General features: G+C 36.3%; 15 protein-coding genes, 1 pseudogene and 1 riboswitch. Of the genes and pseudogenes, 9 read left to right on the top strand and 7 right to left on the bottom strand.

Annotated elements, in window-relative coordinates; genetic code table 11:
* The first annotated feature begins 40 nt into the window (after window positions 1-40).
* Complete coding sequence (locus tag GV828_RS01365; protein ID WP_166535668.1) at window positions 41-2,476, top strand: sodium-translocating pyrophosphatase; 2,436 nt, start codon at window positions 41-43, stop codon at window positions 2,474-2,476.
* A 109-nt stretch (window positions 2,477-2,585) separates the two neighbouring features.
* Here the strand turns inward: GV828_RS01365 and GV828_RS01360 are convergent, their stop codons facing one another.
* Complete coding sequence (locus tag GV828_RS01360; RefSeq protein WP_166535667.1) at window positions 2,586-3,200, bottom strand: deoxynucleoside kinase; 615 nt, start codon at window positions 3,198-3,200, stop codon at window positions 2,586-2,588.
* Window positions 3,200-3,988, bottom strand: coding sequence for a hypothetical protein (locus GV828_RS01355; RefSeq protein ID WP_166535666.1), 789 nt, complete (start codon window positions 3,986-3,988; stop codon window positions 3,200-3,202). Before GV828_RS01355 ends, GV828_RS01360 begins: the two co-directional genes overlap by 1 nt.
* A gap of 286 nt (window positions 3,989-4,274) precedes the next feature.
* Between GV828_RS01355 and GV828_RS01350 the strand changes: the two genes are divergently transcribed.
* Window positions 4,275-6,482: a hypothetical protein gene (locus GV828_RS01350; RefSeq protein ID WP_166535665.1), complete on the top strand. Its 2,208-nt coding sequence runs from the start codon at window positions 4,275-4,277 to the stop codon at window positions 6,480-6,482.
* A 54-nt stretch (window positions 6,483-6,536) separates the two neighbouring features.
* Here the strand turns inward: GV828_RS01350 and metK are convergent, their stop codons facing one another.
* Window positions 6,537-7,817, bottom strand: coding sequence for a methionine adenosyltransferase (metK, locus tag GV828_RS01345; protein WP_166535664.1), 1,281 nt, complete (start codon window positions 7,815-7,817; stop codon window positions 6,537-6,539).
* 841 nt (window positions 7,818-8,658) lie between these two features.
* Between metK and GV828_RS01340 the strand changes: the two genes are divergently transcribed.
* The 7 genes from GV828_RS01340 to GV828_RS01310 all read left to right on the top strand — a co-directional run bounded on the left by GV828_RS01340 (window position 8,659) and on the right by GV828_RS01310 (window position 18,632).
* Window positions 8,659-9,165, top strand: a complete 507-nt coding sequence (locus tag GV828_RS01340) for a hypothetical protein (protein ID WP_166535663.1) — start codon at window positions 8,659-8,661, stop codon at window positions 9,163-9,165.
* Window positions 9,166-9,230: 65 nt separating this feature from the next.
* A riboswitch (SAM riboswitch) is annotated at window positions 9,231-9,338 on the top strand.
* A 340-nt stretch (window positions 9,339-9,678) separates the two neighbouring features.
* Window positions 9,679-10,617: a homocysteine S-methyltransferase family protein gene (locus tag GV828_RS01335; protein WP_166535732.1), complete on the top strand. Its 939-nt coding sequence runs from the start codon at window positions 9,679-9,681 to the stop codon at window positions 10,615-10,617.
* Between the two features lie 55 nt (window positions 10,618-10,672).
* Complete coding sequence (locus GV828_RS01330; protein ID WP_166535662.1) at window positions 10,673-13,765, top strand: vitamin B12 dependent-methionine synthase activation domain-containing protein; 3,093 nt, start codon at window positions 10,673-10,675, stop codon at window positions 13,763-13,765.
* A 94-nt stretch (window positions 13,766-13,859) separates the two neighbouring features.
* Window positions 13,860-14,816, top strand: a complete 957-nt coding sequence (metF, locus tag GV828_RS01325) for a methylenetetrahydrofolate reductase [NAD(P)H] (protein ID WP_166535661.1) — start codon at window positions 13,860-13,862, stop codon at window positions 14,814-14,816.
* 489 nt (window positions 14,817-15,305) lie between these two features.
* On the top strand, window positions 15,306-16,622 hold the full coding sequence (locus GV828_RS01320) for an RDD family protein (RefSeq protein WP_166535660.1): 1,317 nt from the start codon (window positions 15,306-15,308) through the stop codon (window positions 16,620-16,622).
* Window positions 16,622-17,719: an acyloxyacyl hydrolase gene (locus GV828_RS01315; RefSeq protein ID WP_166535659.1), complete on the top strand. Its 1,098-nt coding sequence runs from the start codon at window positions 16,622-16,624 to the stop codon at window positions 17,717-17,719. The genes GV828_RS01320 and GV828_RS01315 overlap by 1 nt, the downstream gene beginning before the upstream one ends.
* A 166-nt stretch (window positions 17,720-17,885) precedes the next feature.
* Window positions 17,886-18,632 carry a head GIN domain-containing protein gene (locus tag GV828_RS01310; protein WP_166535658.1) on the top strand — a complete coding sequence of 249 codons (747 nt, stop codon included), beginning with the start codon at window positions 17,886-17,888 and terminating at the stop codon, window positions 18,630-18,632.
* Between the two features lie 55 nt (window positions 18,633-18,687).
* Here the strand turns inward: GV828_RS01310 and GV828_RS01305 are convergent, their stop codons facing one another.
* The 4 genes and pseudogenes from GV828_RS01305 to GV828_RS01290 form a co-directional block, all read right to left on the bottom strand.
* Window positions 18,688-19,443 carry an SDR family oxidoreductase gene (locus GV828_RS01305; protein ID WP_166535657.1) on the bottom strand — a complete coding sequence of 252 codons (756 nt, stop codon included), beginning with the start codon at window positions 19,441-19,443 and terminating at the stop codon, window positions 18,688-18,690.
* An 80-nt stretch (window positions 19,444-19,523) separates the two neighbouring features.
* Window positions 19,524-19,895, bottom strand: coding sequence for a helix-turn-helix domain-containing protein (locus tag GV828_RS01300; protein WP_166535656.1), 372 nt, complete (start codon window positions 19,893-19,895; stop codon window positions 19,524-19,526).
* A 95-nt stretch (window positions 19,896-19,990) separates the two neighbouring features.
* Window positions 19,991-20,272: a hypothetical protein gene (locus tag GV828_RS01295; protein WP_166535655.1), complete on the bottom strand. Its 282-nt coding sequence runs from the start codon at window positions 20,270-20,272 to the stop codon at window positions 19,991-19,993.
* Window positions 20,273-20,440: 168 nt separating this feature from the next.
* A pseudogene (locus GV828_RS01290) lies at window positions 20,441-21,085 on the bottom strand (ATP-binding cassette domain-containing protein); the annotation flags it as partial.
* Between the last annotated feature and the right edge of the window lie 44 nt (window positions 21,086-21,129).

Here is a 21,129-nt window from a genome sequence, read left to right as displayed (position 1 = left end):
GTTACATTTACAATATTATTAACAAACCAATTCTTAACTTATGGAGTCAAATATGATTTATGTTCCGGCAATTCTCGCAATCGTCGGACTTTTGTTTATGGTTGTCAAAAGATCCTGGGTACTCAAGCAGGATGCCGGTGACGGAAAAATGAAGGAAATTTCAGAATATATTTATGAAGGAGCCCTCGCTTTCCTCAAGGCAGAATATAAATTATTAACCGCCTTTGTAATTATTGCCAGTTTAATTCTTGCCGGAATTACGTTTTTGCCTGGAGCCACAACCCATTTGTCAATCGTAATCGCATTTATATTTGGCGCTGTTTTTTCTGCCCTTGCGGGAAATATGGGAATGAAAATCGCCACAAAATCTAATGTAAGAACCACGCAAGCCGCAAGATCAAGTTTGCCGCAAGCGCTAAAAGTTTCTTTCGGAGGAGGGACTGTAATGGGATTAGGAGTTGCCGGATTAGCCGTTTTAGGGCTTTCGGCATTTTTTATTTTCTTCTTCCACTATTTTATGAATGGTGTTTGGGCAGAAGGAATGTACAACGGCGAAACTAAAAACGCCGGACAACTCATGACCATTTTGCTCGAAACCTTAGCCGGATTTTCACTTGGTGCTGAATCCATCGCTTTATTTGCTAGAGTTGGTGGCGGAATTTACACCAAAGCTGCCGACGTTGGAGCAGATTTAGTAGGAAAAGTGGAAGCCGGAATCCCTGAAGACGATCCGAGAAATCCAGCTACAATTGCCGATAACGTGGGAGATAACGTGGGAGACGTTGCCGGAATGGGTGCCGATTTATTTGGTTCTTATGTGGCAACCGTTTTGGCGGCAATGGTTTTAGGAAATTATGTCATTAAAGATATGGGCGGAAGCATTGCTGATGCTTTCGGTGGAATCGGGCCGATATTGTTACCTATGGCAATTGCCGGAGTCGGAATTGTGATTTCCATCATCGGAACGCTTTTGGTAAAAATAAAAAATAACGACGCCAAAGAAGCGCAAGTACAAGGCGCGTTAAATATCGGCAACTGGGTTTCCATTGCATTAACCGCCGTTGCTTGTTACTTTTTAGTGATTTGGATGCTTCCCGAAACCATGAAAATGGAATTTTTCGGTGAAGGCTTGATGGACATTTCATCAATGCGGGTTTTCTACGCTACTTTAGTCGGGTTATTTGTTGGAGCCGTGATTTCATCGGTAACGGAATATTATACAGGTTTGGGTAAAAAACCAATTTTGGCTATCGTTCAAAAATCCAGTACAGGAGCCGGAACCAATATTATCGCGGGTTTAGCAACCGGAATGGTTTCTACTTTTCCAACTGTTTTATTATTTGCTGCCGCAATTTGGGCTTCGTATGCTTTTGCCGGATTTTACGGCGTGGCTTTAGCAGCTTCTGCTATGATGGCAACCACAGCCATGCAATTAGCCATTGACGCTTTCGGACCCATTTCTGATAACGCTGGTGGAATCGCTGAAATGAGTGAATTGCCAAAAGAAGTTCGCCAAAGAACCGATATTTTAGATTCAGTAGGAAATACAACTGCTGCAACTGGAAAAGGTTTCGCAATCGCTTCTGCTGCATTAACTTCGTTAGCATTATTTGCTGCATACGTTACTTTTACAGGAATCGACGGAATTAATATTTTTAAAGCACCAGTTTTAGCGATGTTATTTGTAGGAGGAATGATTCCGGTAGTATTTTCTGCTTTGGCAATGAATTCCGTAGGAAAAGCCGCAATGGATATGGTGTATGAAGTCAGAAGACAATTCCGCGAAATTCCAGGAATTATGGAAGGAACCGGAAAACCAGAATATGCAAAATGTGTGGATATTTCCACCAAAGCCGCTTTACGCGAAATGATGCTTCCTGGGTTATTAACCATCGGTTTTCCAATATTAATTGTAGTTTTAGGCAAATTAGTTTATCCTGACAATAATATGTTGATCGCCGAAATGTTAGGTGGTTACATGGCTGGAGTGACTGTTTCCGGAGTACTTTGGGCGGTTTTCCAGAACAATGCCGGAGGAGCTTGGGACAACGCCAAAAAATCTTTTGAAGCAGGAGTAATGATCAATGGCGAAATGACCTACAAAGGTTCAGATGCTCACAAAGCAGCCGTTACCGGAGATACCGTTGGAGATCCATTTAAAGATACTTCCGGACCTTCAATGAACATTTTAATCAAACTTTCTTGCTTAATTGGTTTGGTAATCGCCCCAATTTTAGGCAATCACGATGCTGTTGAGGTCGTTCGTGAGCAAAAAACAGAAGTGGTTCAAGTAGCCGAAACGCCCGATACCGTAACCCAAGAAAGCATCAAAGAAGTTCGCATTGAAAAAACGAAAGATGCCGATGGAAATGTAAAAGCAACCGTAACCACCGTTCAGGATTCTCGCGAAGATGTTCAAGTTTTTGAAGGAACTGAAGCCGAAGTGAATGCAAAGATTGATGCTTTAAAGAAGTAAGTTTATAAAACCAAAAACCTCTCGATTGAGAGGTTTTTTATTTGTCGCTTTTAAATTATTTCATAAATTCAAAATCCGATATGATAAATCTTAAATCCTAAATCATATATCAAAACAATCCATTAATCTCCGCATTAATCCTATTGATGATATTTCCTAAATCCTCCGGATTGTCCACAAAATTAATATTGTCCACGTCTATAATCAACAGTTTTCCAGAAGTATAACTTTCAATCCAAGCCTCGTAACGTTCATTCAAACGACTCAAATAATCAATCGAAATAGAATTTTCGTAATCACGGCCGCGTTTGTGAATCTGGTTTACCAAATTAGGAATCGAGCTTCGCAAGTAAATCATCAAATCCGGAGCTTCCACCAACGATTCCATCAACTCAAAAAGCGATTTGTAATTGTTAAAGTCACGGTTAGTCATCAATCCCATTGCGTGAAGATTTGGCGCAAAAATATGCGCATCTTCGTAAATCGTACGATCCTGAATAATATTTTTTCCGCTTTCGCGAATTTGCAACACCTGACGAAAACGACTGTTCAGAAAATAAATCTGAAGGTTAAACGACCATCGTTCCATTTGATGGTAAAAATCGTCTAAATACGGGTTGTCCACCACATCCTCAAAATGCGGTTCCCAATTAAAATGTTTGGCTAATAAACGAGTCAGTGTCGTCTTTCCCGCACCAATATTTCCTGCTACTGCTATGTGCATTACGGTAAATTAATGTTATAATTTTTTATTTCTTGGTTGGTAAAAATACTCAAAATTTCATCTTGATAAGTAAAACCATCAAAGCTTTTTTCTACCTCCAAAACCTTTGAAATGGAACCATTTTCCAAATTAAAAACAAAAAGCCCTTGATCATTGGCATACAAAACCCGCTTTCCGTTCACCACCTGATACATTTTTCCCACTGGAATTTCGCCCAACGAAGCCGTTTTTCCAAAAATATCTGCCGCATACAAACGCTGTTTGGCATCCATCCAGTAAAAATAATTGTATTCCGTTTGATAAAAAACCAGCGGTTCAGTAAAAGTGGGCGTCAGCGGCACAAACGATTTTTTTCGTAAATCATACAAGCCTAACTTTTGCGTAAGCAAATCAAAAACCCAAAGCCTGTTTTGTGCGGCAAGTCCCACGGCATCTGGGTTTAACGGTGTTTCTAGTTCGGAAAAATTAATGCGTAACGACTCATTTAACTGGTTGTCTAACAACACCACCGACGTGAAATTTCGGTAAAAAAGCACAATCTGAAGCGGATTTTGCAAGTCAGCCCGAGAAATTTTTCCCAAAGCCACATTCTTGTAAAAAAGTGTCGAGTTAGGTGCAATTTTCCGAAACTCATTGCCGAAAATTCCGTACAAATTGCCAAAATGATCGCGGTTCACAAATGTGCCATCGCTCCATTTTTCGGTATTTTTAAAAAACGGAACCACCTCATTTTGTGCAAAACTGCCCCAAAAACAATTTAAAAAAACAATCAAAAACCACTTTTTCATCGATGCCAAATTACCAATTTTTCCCCAATAATTTTATTTTTTTTGGTGCCATTTCCGGCTTTCTCTACAAGTTCCCATCATTGTCGCTTTGTTTTTAATTTGCCCAAAGGAGCTCCTGCCGTCGCTCTTTGGCAAAAAAAACCAATAGCGCCAATTTCCGGCAAGCTTTCCGTTCAATCCGGGGCAAAAGCGTATCTGCAAATCAAGTTTAATTTTTTTTAAATCCACAAAAAAAATTTAAAACGCCATCATAAAAACGATACATTTGTGTAAATCATTTTTTATTATGAAAAAAATAATTGCATTTTCTGCCATTCTTTCTATCGCTTCCTTGCAAGCACAAGACCAAAAAATTCCACCCGGAAACTATATGTCAAACTCATTTGGAACGGAATTTAAACTTCGGCTAACCGACGATAAAAAATATGAAATGGTAATTTTTCACGGCGATTATCAAATCAATAATGATACCATTGTGTTCAATCCCAATGCGGTTGATAGTGACTTTGCTGTTAATTTTAGCAATCAAGCCAATCCTTCTATTGGGAAAATTAAAGTGACGCTGTCGGGAAATTTTTTAAAATTATATTCGTCTGCTATTTATTTTGGCACCCAAAATGGAACAGACCAACCGGTTTACAAAAGTTTTTCGGATCTAAAAACTGATTTGAATGAAGAAGAAACCGAAGCCAGTTTTGAAATTATAAGAACTGAATTCATGTACCTTGTTTCAGAAAATTATAACGGATTAGCCAAAATTTCAAAATATAAAATTCCTAAAAATCAAAATCAAATTAATATTCAATATGCTCCAAATAATATGCAAAATATTAAGTTGATTGGGTATAAAAATGAAAAAAATGAATTAGTAGTAACTGAAAAAAATAAATTTAGTCCGCTAATTTTTTCCTTCGATGAAGGAAAAATTAAAAATACAGAAAGAATTGCTCCGGAAGAGATTACTGAAAAAAAGGATTGGACGTTTCCCGGTAAGTATAATTCCTCTTACGAAGATGATGTAACAGTTGTCGATACTGCCGCAGTAGGAGTGGGGATGGGCCGCAACACCTTTAAATTTTCGATTGCAAAAAAACTTCAAAGTGCAATGGAAAACGCTAGAAAATCGAATCGATATTTGGTTGTTTCTTACGACATCGATAACAAAAATAACGCTTCGGACTTTAAGAATTTTATTCACGGAAAACAATCTGAAGTCAGTTATTTTAATGAAGAAGAATTAAAAAATGAACTAGATTTTGAGTATTATAATGCTACATCCGCTGATCAGAAATGGGCTCAAAAAAATAATCTGAACTCAGGTTCAACTGCTATTTTGGATAAAAATGGAAATGTTTTGGCCACAATTAATGGAAATGTTTCGAGTAATACAGAGAAATTTAGCGTTTATAATTATGGGTTTACAGAGCAACTAGACTTGGCTACAAGAAAAATTGCGCTTCAAAATGCTTTGGTTAAAAAAAATAATGATGCCGAAATTTTAAAAGTTTTAGCTGAAATGAGTAATTGGAATTCTTGGTCCATTTATCCGCCAATGGTAGAAGAGGTAAAGGTACCCGCTCCCTCAATTCCCAGCTCGGAAACACATAAGATAAAAATGGTGAATATCGATGAGGTTAAAGTTTCTGAAGCGTGGAACAGACTCGTAAACAAATATTCTTCGGAAAAAAAATATAATAATGACTTTGCTAAAGTGGCTATCGCAGATGTTGCCGGACAAGGGTTTTATTATCAATTGTTTGACAAGTCGAGACCTATGGACGACAATACCTGGAAAATGCTTGATTATTTACTGCTTTTTCCTGAAGAAATTATCGAAACTGATAAACAATCTGAAAGCGAATACCCTATTGTAGAAAAAAGTGATAAAATTAGTGATCAAGTTGGAAAAGCCTTGAGAATAAGGTTAACACCTACGGTATACGGAGTGGAAAATAAAGATAAGTTAATGGCTTATTTAAAAAAATCCATCAGCGGTTCTGCGTCAAATTACCAAAATCAGTTGGATTATTTTGCCATGATTTATGATATTGGCAGAGATCAAAAAGTGGATGATCTTTATTTAGATGTTTTTGATAAATTCCACCAGCAGTTTTTTGAAAATCAAAATGAAATTGTAGTAATCGACAAATTATATTCCCAAAATACAAGCAATAGTTACTATGCTGAAGATTGGGCAAATTTTAAAAATAAATTTGCAAACGCACACAATCAAGCCGCTTGGTATGTGGTAGAAAAAGTGAAAGATCTTAACGAGGTGAAACGTGCCATTAAATGGAGTGAAACAAGCCTGCGGATTGAAAAAGACAACCCGTATTATTTAGATACATTGGCACAATTGCTTTACAAAAACGGCGAAAAAACCAGAGCGATCTCGGTTCAGGAAAAAGCACTGAAAAATGCTTCTTACGTGGATGATTCTTTAAAATCAGATATGCAGGAAGTGTTGATCAAAATGAAAAACGGAACGTACTAAAAACCAAAAAACCTTCAGTTTTTACTGAAGGTTTTTTTATTTCTGTAATTTTAACTACAAAGAAAATGCTTTTTTAATGTCATCAACTTTGTCCAATTTTTCCCAAGTAAAAAATTCTAAACCTTCAACAGTTAGCTCATTTTTTTGACCTTTATTAAAAGTTTTATTTCCCACGTAAGGATTTCTTCCCATGTGTCCGTATGAAGCAGTTTCTTGGTAAATTGGGTTTCTAAGTTTTAAATTTTGCTCAATTGCATAAGGACGTAAATCGAATATTTCCGTAACTTTTTTTGCAATTTCTCCATCAGTTAAATTAAGTTTAGAAGTTCCATAAGTGTTAATGTACAAGCCACAAGGTTCTGCAACACCAATTGCATAAGAAACTTGTACTAAAACTTCGTCAGCCACTCCAGCAGCAACTAGATTTTTAGCAATATGACGGGTTGCATATGCGGCACTTCGATCCACTTTACTTGGGTCTTTTCCAGAGAAAGCACCTCCACCATGAGCTCCTTTTCCACCGTAAGTATCCACAATTATTTTTCTTCCGGTCAATCCAGTATCTCCGTGAGGTCCACCAATTACAAATTTTCCGGTTGGATTAATATGAAATTTAATTTGGTCGTTAAACAAAGCTTTGATTTCTTCTTTTTGCAATGCCACCACTCGAGGAATTAAAATTTCTTGAATATCCTTACGAATCTTAGTAAGCATTTCTTCTTCAGAACCAAAATCATCGTGCTGAGTTGAAACCACAATTGAATCAATTCTTACCGGTTTATGATCGTCAGAATATTCAATCGTTACTTGGCTTTTTGCGTCAGGTCTAAGATATTTAATCTCCGAATTTTCACGTCTAATTGCCGAAAGTTCTTTTAGAATTGTGTGTGCCAAATCTAACGCCAAAGGCATGTAATTAGCAGTTTCGTTTGTGGCGTAGCCAAACATCATTCCTTGATCGCCAGCACCTTGAGCATTTGCTTTTGCTTCAAAAGATTGATCTGCAACGTTACGATCAACACCTTGATTGATATCTGGAGATTGCTCATGAATGGCAGAAATCACACCACAAGAATCACCATTGAACATATATTCTCCTTTGGTATAACCAATTTTATTAATCACTTCTCTAGCAATGGTTTGCACGTCAAGATATGCATCAGATTTTACTTCACCAGCTAAAACAACTTGGCCAGTGGTCACTAAAGTTTCACATGCCACTTTAGACGAACTGTCGTAAGCCAAAAAATTATCAATTAAAGCGTCAGAAATTTGGTCTGCAATTTTATCCGGATGTCCTTCACTCACAGATTCTGACGTAAATAAATAAGCCATAAATAAATTTTTTTAAAGAATCGGCAAATGAAAAACTGCAACAAGGCTAAAGGAGAGAAATTCCTGCTTTAGCATTTTTTATATTCCTGAAGAACTCAGAAACAAGAGGTTGCAATCAGATCAAATTTTTCCTCTTCTTGATTTTCGGCAACAAAGGTATAAAAGCAGATTTAAACAGAAAAATTTTTATCAAACGTTTTTGACTTTTCTTAAAATCATGCTGGCGAAATTTTTTTTTATTGATTTATAATAATAAATTATTATAACGCCTCAAATGCGGTATTTCAAAATGTTAAAATTTAAAAATTAACATTGATTTTTCAAAAATAGTTCAGAAGTTTGCATCAACAAAATCAGAAAAAATGAAAACAACATTCTGTCATATGTACCGTAAGATGTGGAAAAATTCCGCAGAGGTTGCTGTTGCCAGATTTTAAGTTTTTTAAAATATAAAGCAAAACAAGCCTCTGCCAGAAAGCAGGGGCTTTTTTGTTGAAACCCAAAATGGATTAACTAACCCAAACCATTTTAACCAAAAATCTTCCCCGGAAAAATTTCGGGGAGATTTTAAAAAGAAATTAAAAATGAAAAATACTTGTAAGCAAACGCGTTTTATGCATGTGTGGATGTACCGCCACCAAATTCGCCATTGCCAAAAGTAACGACCAATTTTTTGTTATATAAGTGTCTAAAGTCCTTTTGGTAAGCCAGCCAAAAGGACTTTTTTTTGAAATTAAGTTAAGAATTAAGTTTGTTTTTTTATTTGTTTGTTTGTTGAAAGGCCGCTTTTGGCAAGTTCCGAAAGCGGTTTTTTTAAAAAAATTTTAAAAATCCTACCACCATGAATACAACCATTAACATCATCGTTTTCGGGCTAGAAAACATCGGGAGTTCACTCGTGAGCCAGCTCATTAGCCAGCAAAAAATTTGGGAAACACAATTAGATATCACCCTCAAAATTCCAGTAATTACCAGCGATCAAATCGTCTTTCTCGAAAATAATCAAAAACCAAACAACTGGGATGCTAACTTTGCCGACTTCGGTTCTCCGTTCGATTTTGCCAAACTCGCCACCTTTTTACTCCAAAAATCACTCACAAATACCATCATCATTGACACCACTAATTCTACGGAAATTCTCTACTATTACCCCGATTTTCTGCAACAAAACGTGTGCATCATCAGCACCAACAAAATAGCAAAAGTACCGCCACCCGAAATCTCATTCCTACTAAAAATCGCCCAAAAAGAAATTATTTTTGTCGAACCGAACCTTAATGCTACACAAGAAATCACAACCCAAATCCTAAAAATTGCCCAACAATCGAAAATCCTATTGGCTGGATAATTTTTTTGCAAATTTGTAAAATCACAATAAATTTTCTTTCTTTGCCTCGTTCATGCACATACTGATCGTTATCACGAAAGCCGGAGGGACTAGACCCTGTGAAAGCTTAGCAACCCTACAACTGTAGAAGGTGCTACATTCTATCTCGTTCAAAAAACGAGAACAGATAACCCATTTATTTCCTCTATTTTCCTGATAATTTTTTTAGTTAGAAGCTAATCCCGCTTTCCGCTGCAATTTTTTTTGCATCCGGCTTTTTTTCTACGCTTCAAAAAGAGCTTCTCCCGAAGAGTCGGGAGTCGCTTTTTTAAAGCAAGAAAAAATAACCGTCTGCTACAAAAAATTTCCGCTACAATCGGGGCTAGGTGTCAGTGCCGGAATGAACGTTTAGATATTTTCAGAGAAATAAAAAGTATGTCAACACAATCAAACCACAATATTGGAGTTCCCCCTTCGGGAGCTAGGGGGCTTACTCAAGCCATTAAGGAAAGAATTCTCGTCCTCGACGGAGCAATGGGAACAATGCTGCAACGAAACAATTTCTCCGAAGAAGATTTTCGCGGCGAACGTTTCAAAGATTTCCCACATCCATTAAAAGGCAACAATGACCTACTTTCCATCACCCAACCCGAAGCTGTAAAAGCGGTTCATCGAGCCTATTTTCAAGCTGGTGCCGACATTGTTGAAACCAACACTTTCTCAGGAACCACCATAGGGATGGCCGATTATCATCTCGAAGATTTGGTGTATGAACTCAACTATCAATCCGCCAAAATTGCCCGCGAAGTAGCCGATGAATTCACCGACAAACCCCGTTTTGTTGCCGGTTCTATAGGTCCAACCAACCGAACCGCATCCATGAGTCCCGATGTCAACGATCCGGGATTTCGTGCTGTTACGTTTGACGATTTACGCATCGCCTACAAACAACAAGTCGAAGCTTTAATTGATGGCGGTAGCGATGTTTTATTAGTAGAAACCATCTTCGACACACTCAACGCAAAAGCGGCTCTTTTCGCTATTGAAGAAGTTAAAGAAGAACGAAACATTGATATTCCGGTTATGGTTTCCGGAACAATCACAGATGCTTCCGGTCGAACACTTTCCGGACAAACCGTAGAAGCATTTTTAATTTCCATTTCACATATTCCTTTGCTCAGCATCGGATTCAATTGTGCTCTAGGTGCCGATCAATTAAAACCGTATTTAAAACGATTAGCTCATAATACTCAACTCAATATATCCGCTCATCCCAATGCCGGTTTACCTAATGCATTCGGGCAATACGACCAAACTCCCAAAGAAATGCAAGCGTTAATTCGTGAATATTTGCAAGACAATTTAATCAACATTATTGGTGGTTGTTGCGGCACAACTCCGGAACACATCAAATTAATCGCCGAAGTAGCATCGGAATTTAAACCAAGAACCTTAAAACCTGAATTACACTAATTTTCATGGAAATAAATTTGTGAAATTTGTGCAATTCGTGGCAAAAAATAAAAAAATGGCAGAAGCTGATTGTAAAAAATATTTGAAATTATCTGGTCTCGAACCGCTCATCATAACCCCTGAAACGAATTTCGTAAACGTAGGCGAACGAACAAACGTTACCGGTTCACGAAAATTTCTTCGTTTAATCAAAGAAGAAAAGTTCGAAGAAGCTCTTGATATTGCTCGTGCTCAAGTGGAAGGCGGAGCCCAAATTATCGATGTTAACATGGATGAAGGAATGTTGGATGGCGTTCAAGCCATGACCAAATTCCTAAACTTAATCGCCGCTGAACCCGATATTGCCCGAGTACCGATTATGATAGACAGTTCCAAATGGGAAATCATCGAAGCCGGATTAAAAGTTATTCAAGGAAAAGGTGTTGTGAATTCCATTTCATTAAAAGAAGGAGAAGAAACCTTTATTCATCACGCCAAATTAATTAAGCGTTATGGAGCAGCCGTTATCGTCATGGCTTTTGATGAAAACGGTCAAGCCGATACCTACGAAAGAAGAATAGAAATCTGTAAAAGAAGCTACGATATTTTAGTCGATAAAATAGGTTTTCCGGCAGAAGATATTATTTTCGACCCTAATATTTTCCCCGTTGCAACCGGAATGGAAGAACATAAATTAAATGCATTGGATTTTTTCAGAGCCACTAAATGGATTCGTGAAAATCTACCTTTTGCTCATGTTTCCGGCGGTGTGAGCAACGTTTCTTTTTCTTTTCGTGGAAACGATAAAGTGCGTGAAGCCATGCATTCAGCTTTCCTATATCACGCTATTCAAAACGGAATGACCATGGGAATTGTGAACCCTGAAATGCTGGAAATTTATGATGAAATCGATAAGAATTTATTAGAACACGTTGAAGATGTTTTATTAAACAGAAGAGAAGATGCGACTGAACGACTTTTGGAATTAGCCGAGAGTTACAAAGGTGTCCTTTCCCACCCTTCGGGGGGGATTAAGGGAGGGATGGAATGGAGAAATGGTTCCGTTCAAGAACGATTAACCCATTCCTTAGTCAAAGGAATTGATGAATACATTGAAATTGATGTGGAAGAGGCCAGACTAAATGCCACAAAAGCCATAGAAGTAATTGAAATCAATTTAATGGCTGGAATGAATGTCGTTGGTGATTTATTTGGTAGTGGAAAAATGTTTTTGCCACAAGTCGTCAAATCTGCCCGAGTGATGAAAAAAGCGGTAGCATATTTGCTTCCATTTATTAGCCCCCCAACCCCCAAAGGGGGAGTGAAAACTGCTCAACATTGGGCAACAGCAAATCCTTATAATTATGGATTGTTAAAACAGTTTGCTCGAGAAATGAGAAATAAACCAACAGAAGCAGAAAAAATGCTTTGGAATGTTTTGTCCAATAAAGGAATTGACGGACACAAATTTAGAAGACAACATATTATTGGAAATTATATTGCTGATTTTATTTGTTTGAAATCAAATTTGATTATTGAAGTTGATGGAAATATTCATCAGTTGCCAGATAACCAAGCAAGTGATGTTGAAAGAACTAAATGGTTGCTTTCTGAAGGGTTTAGAGTAATTAGATTTACAAATGAAGAAGTGTTGTTTGAAATTGAAAAAGTAATTGAAAGAATTTCCGCAAACTTGGTTGCTCCCCCTTCGAGGGCGGGGGGGGCTGGTAAGATATTAATGGCAACCGTTAAAGGCGATGTGCACGATATTGGAAAAAATATTGTCGCGGTAGTTTTAGCTTGCAACAATTTTGAAATCATTGATTTAGGCGTAATGGTTCCGCCGGAAAAAATCATCGAAGCTGCTATTCGTGAAAACGTGGATATCATTGGCTTAAGCGGATTAATCACACCATCGTTGGATGAAATGGTTTATTTGGCAAAAGAAATGGATAAGTTGAACATCAAAATTCCGATTATGATTGGTGGTGCAACGACATCTCGTGCTCATACTGCCGTGAAAATTGCACCCGAATATAAAGAAACCGTTGTGCATGTAAACGATGCTTCGCGAGCGGTAACAGTTGCAACCAATTTATTACAACCGGAAACAAAAACATCTTACGCCAAAACGGTTCGAGAAGAGTATGATCATCTTCGTGAAGGTTATTTAAATAGGAGTAGAGAGAAGAATTTCTTATCAATTACCGAAGCCAGAAAAAATAAATTACTATTGGATTGGAAAAATTACAATCCAACAAAACCCAATTTCATCGGTACAAAAACCGTAGAAGTTGAGTTATCCGAATTAGTCGATTTCATCGATTGGACTCCTTTTTTCCAATCGTGGGAATTATTCGGAAAATATCCTGCCATTTTAACCGATGAAATTGTAGGTCAACAAGCCACTGATTTATTTGAAGATGCTCAAAAAATGTTGGAACAAATCGTCAATGAAAAATGGTTTACAGCCAAAGGAATTTTGGGTATTTTTCCGGCTAGTTCAATAAATGATGATGACATAGCAGTTTTCCCGACAACCGACAACCGACAACCGACAACTTTTTTAACTCTACGACAGCAATCCCAAAAAACTGTAGGAGCACCAAACATTGCATTGGCAGATTTTATTGCTCCAAAAGAATCCGGAATTCAAGATTACATTGGCTGTTTTTGTGTGACAACCGGCTTTGGTGTAGATGAAAAAGCATCCGAATTTGAAAAACAGTTAGACGATTATAATGCCATTTTAGTAAAAGCTTTGGGCGATCGATTAGCAGAAGCTTTTGCAGAATATTTACATCTAAAAGTGCGAAAAGAAATTTGGGGTTATGCTTCTGATGAAAAATTATCAAATGAGGATTTAATAAAAGAAAATTACACCGGAATACGTCCCGCTCCAGGTTATCCCGCATGTCCGGATCATTTGGAAAAACCAACCATTTGGAAATTATTAAACGTAGAAAAAAAAATAGGCGTAAAATTGACTGAAAGCATGGCGATGTGGCCGGCAGCATCTGTTTCCGGCTATTATTTTGCTCATCCTGAAAGCAAATATTTCGGATTAGGTAAAATTAAAAAAGACCAAGTTGAAGATTATGCCAAACGAAGAAATATCAGTGTAGAAATGGCGATGAAATGGCTTTCGCCGAATATAAGCCCCACCTAACCTCCCCGAAGGGGAGGAACCCTAAAAAGACTAAAAAACAAAATCCTATTGACCCCTAGTAGGAATTCCCCCTTCGGGGGTTAGGGGGCTGATTATGAAAGTAACCCAACATATCGAATACGCCAAAGGCAAACCCTTATTTTCATTTGAAATTTTACCGCCATTAAAAGGTCAAAATATTCAATCTATTTTTGATTCGATTGATCCGTTGATGGAGTTCAATCCACCTTTTATTGATGTAACCTATCATCGGGAAGAATATGAATTCAAAGAATTACCAAGCGGATTATTACAAAAGAAAATTGTAAAAAAACGTCCTGGAACGGTTGGAATTTGTGCCGGAATTCAAAATAAATATGAGGTAGATGCTATTCCACATATTTTGTGTGGTGGTTTTACGAAGGAAGACACTGAAAATTTATTAATCGATTTAGATTTTTTAGGCATTGATAATGTTGTAGCACTTCGAGGAGATGCATTGAAAAACGAAATTTATTTCAGACCCGAAAAAGAAGGTAATGAATATGCTTCTGAATTGGTTACGCAAATCCATAATTTGAATAAAGGAATTTATTTAGATGAAGATTTGCAAAATTCATCATGCACCAATTTCTGCATTGGCGTTGCGGGTTATCCCGAAAAACACATGGAAGCTCCAAGTGTTGATAGCGATATTCACTTTTTAAAACAAAAAATCAAAAACGGAGCCGATTACATTATTACTCAAATGTTTTTTGATAACAAACGTTTTTTTGATTTTGTTGCTAAATGCAGAGCAGCCGGAATCACTGTGCCCATTATTCCCGGATTGAAACCTATTGCCACCAAAAAACAATTGAATTTAATTCCGCATCGATTCAAAGTTGATTTGCCCGACGATTTGATTATGGCCGTGGTAAAAGCTAAAGACAACGAAGCTGTCAAACAAATCGGAATCGAATGGTGTACACAACAAAGCAAAGAATTGGTTGCAGCCGGAATTCCGGTTTTACATTATTATTCAATGGGAAAAGCAGAAAACATCAAAGCGATTGCAAAGGAAATATTTTAACAAAATACAGGGAAATTGCAATATTTCTCTAATTTTACGCCAAAGCAATTTTAAAAAATGTTTCAGAAATATTTGTCAAATAAATCTATATTTTGGATTTCAGTCATAATAGTGATTACCGGGTTGCTCAATCCGCTGTTGGTATTCGAGAATAATTTCACTTTGCTCAATATTGTCAGCCAACACATTAATAATTTTTTTAATTATATAAATCTTTCTTTTTTTGGGCTCGAGCGTAATTTGAACCTCGAAATATCATATGGAAAAACTGGATTAACATACAAGTACAATATTTTAAATGGTATTTTTTACATTTTATTATTCTTAGGTGTCATTTTATATAAAATAGGTAAAGAAACCGAAACACGCTTATTACGTTACCTTTTTTCAATGATATTTGCCTCAAAGTTATTGAGTTTTACAATAGCAGTTGTGTTCTTTTTTGTTTACGTAACTACATTTCGTGGCTTAGATTTTTTAAACATTTTTATGAATTTTTTCATACTTCTAATCCAACTTCTTTTTTCTTATGAAATTTTAAAATTTTTGCAATCTTCTAAAACGCTAAACACACAACTTACTAAATATGGCAATACCGAAACAAGCGTTTTAATTGAAACTTCAAAATTTACCCGGTTTTTTCATCATGTTATGGACACGTTCACAATATTGTTAATTTTTTCCGCGGTGATAATGGGATTAGTTAATATTCCTTTTATAAAAGATTTTTTAAATTCATGGTCGAATAGAATAGGAGAACAAGCAGTTATTTTTATTATTGTTGTATTTTTCCGAGTATTTTATTACCTTACTTTGGAAGCTATTTTAGGAGTAACACCAGCAAAATTATTGTCAGAAACCAGAGTGGTTGATCAACAAGGAGCAAAACCTTCCACAAATAAAATCATTTCCAGAACATTGTTAAGACTAGTGCCTTTTGAGGCATTTTCGTTTTTTATGCATTCAGGTTTACACGATAAAACATCCGGAACCTACGTTGTAAATGAAAAAAGAACCGGAGTAAAAGGAAGCCTCTATTTTTTAATGATACCTGTTTCATTAATCCTAGGTTTTGCCCTTTGGTACGGAGTCGAAACTTACAATCAAGTCAAAGCCGACAGACAATTTGCCCTAGAAGAAAAATTAAAAAATGAAATTTTTCTAGAAAAACTAAAAAATATTTCCACCCATGATGTTTTGATACTCAAGGCAATAAATTATGACCATGATGCTATTTTTTTAAAAACCGAGATAATCGAAAATGAGGCTATAACATTCGTTATTTTAGATACTGAGAAAGATTATAGGCCATATTTTGGAGAATTTTATAATTCACGCCAAGCAGAGAATGTGGTAGAAAAAATTTATGAAATCGAGAAACAAAACCCCGAGACTGTAAAAATTACAAAAAAAAATATTCTTAAAGCAAATGAAACCATCGGAAACGAAAATTTTCAGTACAAAAAAGGCTTGACAATTTTCGGGAAACAATTTGAAATTACCGAAATCAAAACCTATTTCGAACCAAGATTTAACGTTTATCATTCACAATCTGGGGACAACAGTTTTGTCGGCATTCAAAACGAAGGTTGGCCAGCAACCCTCATTGCCGTCACTAAATTTACTCCGAAAGACGGCAATTTACCCATACAAATGACCAAAAACGATAACAGTATTACGCTAATCGGAACCAAAACCGATACTTTTGATTTTCAAATTAAAGTAAAAGACTCCCTTAATCGTATATTTTCATATAAAATCAGCAAGAAAAAGGACTTAAATCCTATAATCAAGAAAATAAAATAATGAAAAAACTATGTCTTTTATTATTTTTATTCTTTCTGGCTGCCAAAACCCAAGCGCAAAACAGCCGTTTTTCCCTCGAAGCTGATTTTTTTCACGGCAATATTTTACCGCACAACAACACCATCAAACACCTGATTACACATCACTCTCAAGGAATTTTAATCAGTTTCAATCAAAAAACCTTTGGCGAAAAAGAATGGCAATCCACCTACAATTTTCCCGATTATGGCGGTTCATTCCATTACCAAAACACAAATAATTCCACCCTTGGAAATTTATTCGGCGTTTACGGTCATTATAATTTCTACTTTTTCAACCGAAACCTAACATTTCGCGTCGCACAAGGAATTTCTTACAATACAAATCCCTTTCACAAAACCGAAAATTTTCGAAATCTCGCATACGGTTCCAAGCTCATGCCGTCCACCTATTTCATGCTCAATTATAAAAAAGAAAATATTTTCCAAAACATTGGAGTGCAAGCCGGAATCAGTTTTTTTCACCATTCTAACGCTAATTTTAGGTCGCCAAATACCAGTACCAACACGCTTGCCGCTAATGTCGGGCTCAATTATTCTTTTGATAAAAACATTGAAAACCAAAGAACTAAAAAATTTTCCGACACTGCCAATTACCGACAGCAACCCATCAAATTTTCCATCGCCTTAAGAAGCGGATTCAACGAAAGTGACATTATCAACTCCGGACAATTTCCCTTTTTAGTCGTTTCAACCCAAGCCGAAAAACGATTGTCACGCGTCAGCGGTTTACAATTTGGAGCCGATTTTTTCTTCATGCAATACCTCAAAGAATACATCAAATTCAAGTCCGTTGCCTACCCAAACGAGAATATTTCACCCGAAAGCGACTATAAACGTGTAGGAATTTTCGTCGGTCACGAACTCTACATCAACCAATTTTCCCTCGAAGGCCAATTTGGCTATTACCTCTATTCGCCATTCAAATATTTAGGCCCGTTTTACCAAAGATTAGGATTAAAATATTACATTACACCCGAAATTTTCGCCGCCACTTCGCTCAAAACCCATGGTGCAAAAGCCGAAGCGTTAGAATTTAGTGTCGGAATAAAATTTTAAATTGGGAGCCAATCGCCAGTGAGAGAATACTCCATGTTCCCGCTTTTCGCTGCAATCTTTTTATCTATTTTTTTTTAAAAATCGATAAAAAGGATTTCCGCTTTAATCGGGGCTAATAAACAAAGTTTCAGGTTCCCAACAGCTTCGGGATTAAACATTTAAAACCATGCAAAACCTAAAAAAATATGCAATTTTATTGAGTTTTATTATATTGCTTTCCTGCAACAGCGAAAACGCACCCGGTTGTTTCAAAACCGCTGGGAAAAATATTACCCAACAAATTGCCGTTGAAAATTTTAATAAAATCAATATTTCCGAAGGAATCGAACTCGTCATTTCTCAAGGAAACGAAATTTCAGTTGCCATAAAAACCGGCGAAAATTTACTCGAAAATATTTCTGCAGAAGTAATTGATAACCAACTTTTCATTAAAAACAATAATAGTTGTAATTGGATTCGCAATTATAATTCCACCACCGTTTTTGTCACCGTTCCCAATCTCGATAACATTTATTCGGCCTCGCAGTTTTCCGTTCGTTCACAAGGAATTTTGGAGTTTCCGCAACTCAGTTTACAATCCGGTATGTTTTCACATACAGCTTCCGGGGAATTTCAACTTAATGTAAAATGTAATGTCCTGACCATCGAAGACAACAAGTCAAGCTATTTTAATATTTCTGGAGAAACTATCGATTTAAACGTTAATTTTTACGATGGAAATGCCCGATTTGATGGCGAAAATTTAGTCGCCAAAAACGTAAATTGTTTTCAGCGAAGCAGCAATGATATTGTGGTAAATCCATCAGATAAAGTTCAAGGTACAATTTATAGCACAGGAAATATTATTCTTAAAAACCTTCCGCCAATAATACAAGTTGAAGAATTATACCAAGGACGGGTTATTTTGCCGTAAAAAAAAAACAGGCGAACCAATATCGATCACCTGTTTTTTAATGAATTGAATAAAATTATCTGGTGGTATATCCGCCGTTGGCAAAAATTGTTTGTCCAGTAATCCACCAACCGTCAGTCACTAAAAATTTTACTAATGAAGCAATGTCTTTAATATCTGTTAAACCACCTAAATCAGATGCTTGTCGGTGATATGCTACAGCATCATCACTTTCTTGTCCATAGAAAAAAGGCGTGTCCATTGGTCCAGGAGCAACCGCAGTTACTGAAATACCACGCGACCCAAATTCTTTAGATGCGGCTCTTGTAAAATGTTCCACAGGCGCTTTTGCTCCTGCATAAGTTGAATAATAACCAGTAAAAGCAGCTAACAACGAAGTGACAATGGTGTTGATTTTTCCGTTGTCATTTAATTTTTTTCCTGCTTCTTGAATGAAAAAATAAGCCACTTTTGCATTGATGTCACTCATCGAATCGTAGTCGGATTCCGTGGTTTCCGTAAAGGGTTTTTTTAATACTTTTCCTACAGTATTAATGGCTATATCAATACCTCCAAATTTTTCGATAGTGGCATCAAAAAACTTGGTAATATTTTTCACCTCTGTCAAGTCTGCTTGGAAGAGGAATGCTTTACCGCCTGCGTTTTCAATGTCAGCTAACGTTTTTTCAGCGTCTGCTTTAGTCTTGTCGCTATTATAGTGTATTGCAACTTTTGCTCCTTGTGCTGCAAATTCACGACTTAACAATCCGCCTAAATTTTTTGCACCACCAGCAATTAGTACTACTTTTCCATCTAAATCGTTTCTTCCCATCTTGTTTGTATTTATACTTTATTAATAGGGGCAAAGATTATAAATAGAAGCATTTAAAATATGGTGAACTTTTCGGAACTTTATTTTGTGTGAAATTTTTTAAATTGGCTTGGCGTTTGACCTACGAACTTTTTGAAAAACTTTGAAAAATTCGACGGATCGTAAGTAAGTCTTTTTGCAATTTCGGCGACAGTAACATTACTTTCACAGAGCATTTTTTTGGCTTGTTCAATAATTTTCAGATCGTAAAAATAACAAGGATGATGTCCGGTTTCTTTTTGCAAAGTATCCGTTAGATGTTGGTGAGAAACGGAAATTTCGCTTGCAATTTGATTAATTTCCAAAAATTCTTCCACTTTCCCTGACACCACATTATTAATATGTTGATCCAAAAATTTAAAAAAAATATCAGTTATTTCCTTACCTCGTGGCGATGCTTTTAAATTTCCCATTTCTTTAAAAAATTCAAAATTAAAACATGGTGCATCAAATGAATAGAGTGTTTAATCAATGCAGTTGTTTTAAAAAAATGTATTTAATTATAAAGTTATTCTTCCGTAAAAATTTCCGATATTGGCTTGATAACCGTAACCTCCGAAGCATCTTTTTTTAAAACCATTTCCACATTATCAAATGCTGAAAGATTTAAGATATTCGCTTTGCTGTAATCTAAAATATTATAAAAAATCTGCTTTTGAATTCCAGGCCTCATCAACGCATCATTAGTGGTAAAAACCGTAAGCATTAGATTGTTATTACTTTTACTTTCCAAAATATTTGTTTGATTTGTAAATTGATAAAAGGCGATAATGCTGTCAAAACCTTTCAAGTTATTTTTAAAATCAGCTTCTGTGGTCGCATATTTTGGGAAAATAATTTCCGGTTTGTTGACAACTTACAGAGTTGATCACAGTTAAGAACAAAATAATTTTTTTCATTAATTATTTTTTACTGTTGCTTCTCTAAAAATTTGTTCTAGATTTTTTCCGCCGTGTTTTAGTGTTTGAATTTGTTGGTCTAATACAATATTGCCGTGGTTGATAATAATCACGCGATCGCAAATGGCTTCCACTTCTTGCATGATGTGAGTGGACAAAAAAACTGTTTTATTTTTGCCAATATTTTTAATTAAATCTCTGATTTCTACCAATTGATTTGGATCTAAACCTGTGGTAGGTTCGTCTAAAATCAAAACTTCTGGATCATGCAATAATGCTGTTGCCAAACCCACTCTTTGGCGATAACCTTTAGAAAGTTGGCCGATTTTTTTGTGACTTTCCGGTGTTAAACCTGTCATTTCAATTACTTCGTCAATGCGTTTTTTCGACACTTGATAAACATCGGCATTAAAAGCCAAATATTCGCGGACAAACATTTCTAAGTACAACGGATTATGTTCTGGCAAATATCCTACCGATTTTTGAACCGCTTTTTGCGAAGTAGCCACACTATTTCCGTTTACGCTTGCATTGCCGGAATCTGCCGTAATGTAAGTAGTTAAAATTTTCATTAACGTAGATTTTCCGGCACCATTTGGACCTAAAAAACCTACAATTTCACCTTTTTTTACCGAAAACGAAACAGTATTCAGCGCTTTTTGACTGCCGTAATTTTTAGAAATTTCCTGAACTTCAATTGACATAAGTATCGATTTTGAACAAAAATAATTAATTATATTTAAGAAAT

Origin of the sequence: Flavobacterium ichthyis (assembly GCF_009915155.1) — a bacterium.
In the GTDB taxonomy this organism is placed as follows: domain Bacteria; phylum Bacteroidota; class Bacteroidia; order Flavobacteriales; family Flavobacteriaceae; genus Flavobacterium; species Flavobacterium ichthyis.
Note: the sequence above shows the minus strand (reverse complement) of the source record. Positions and strands in the feature narration are given on the sequence as shown.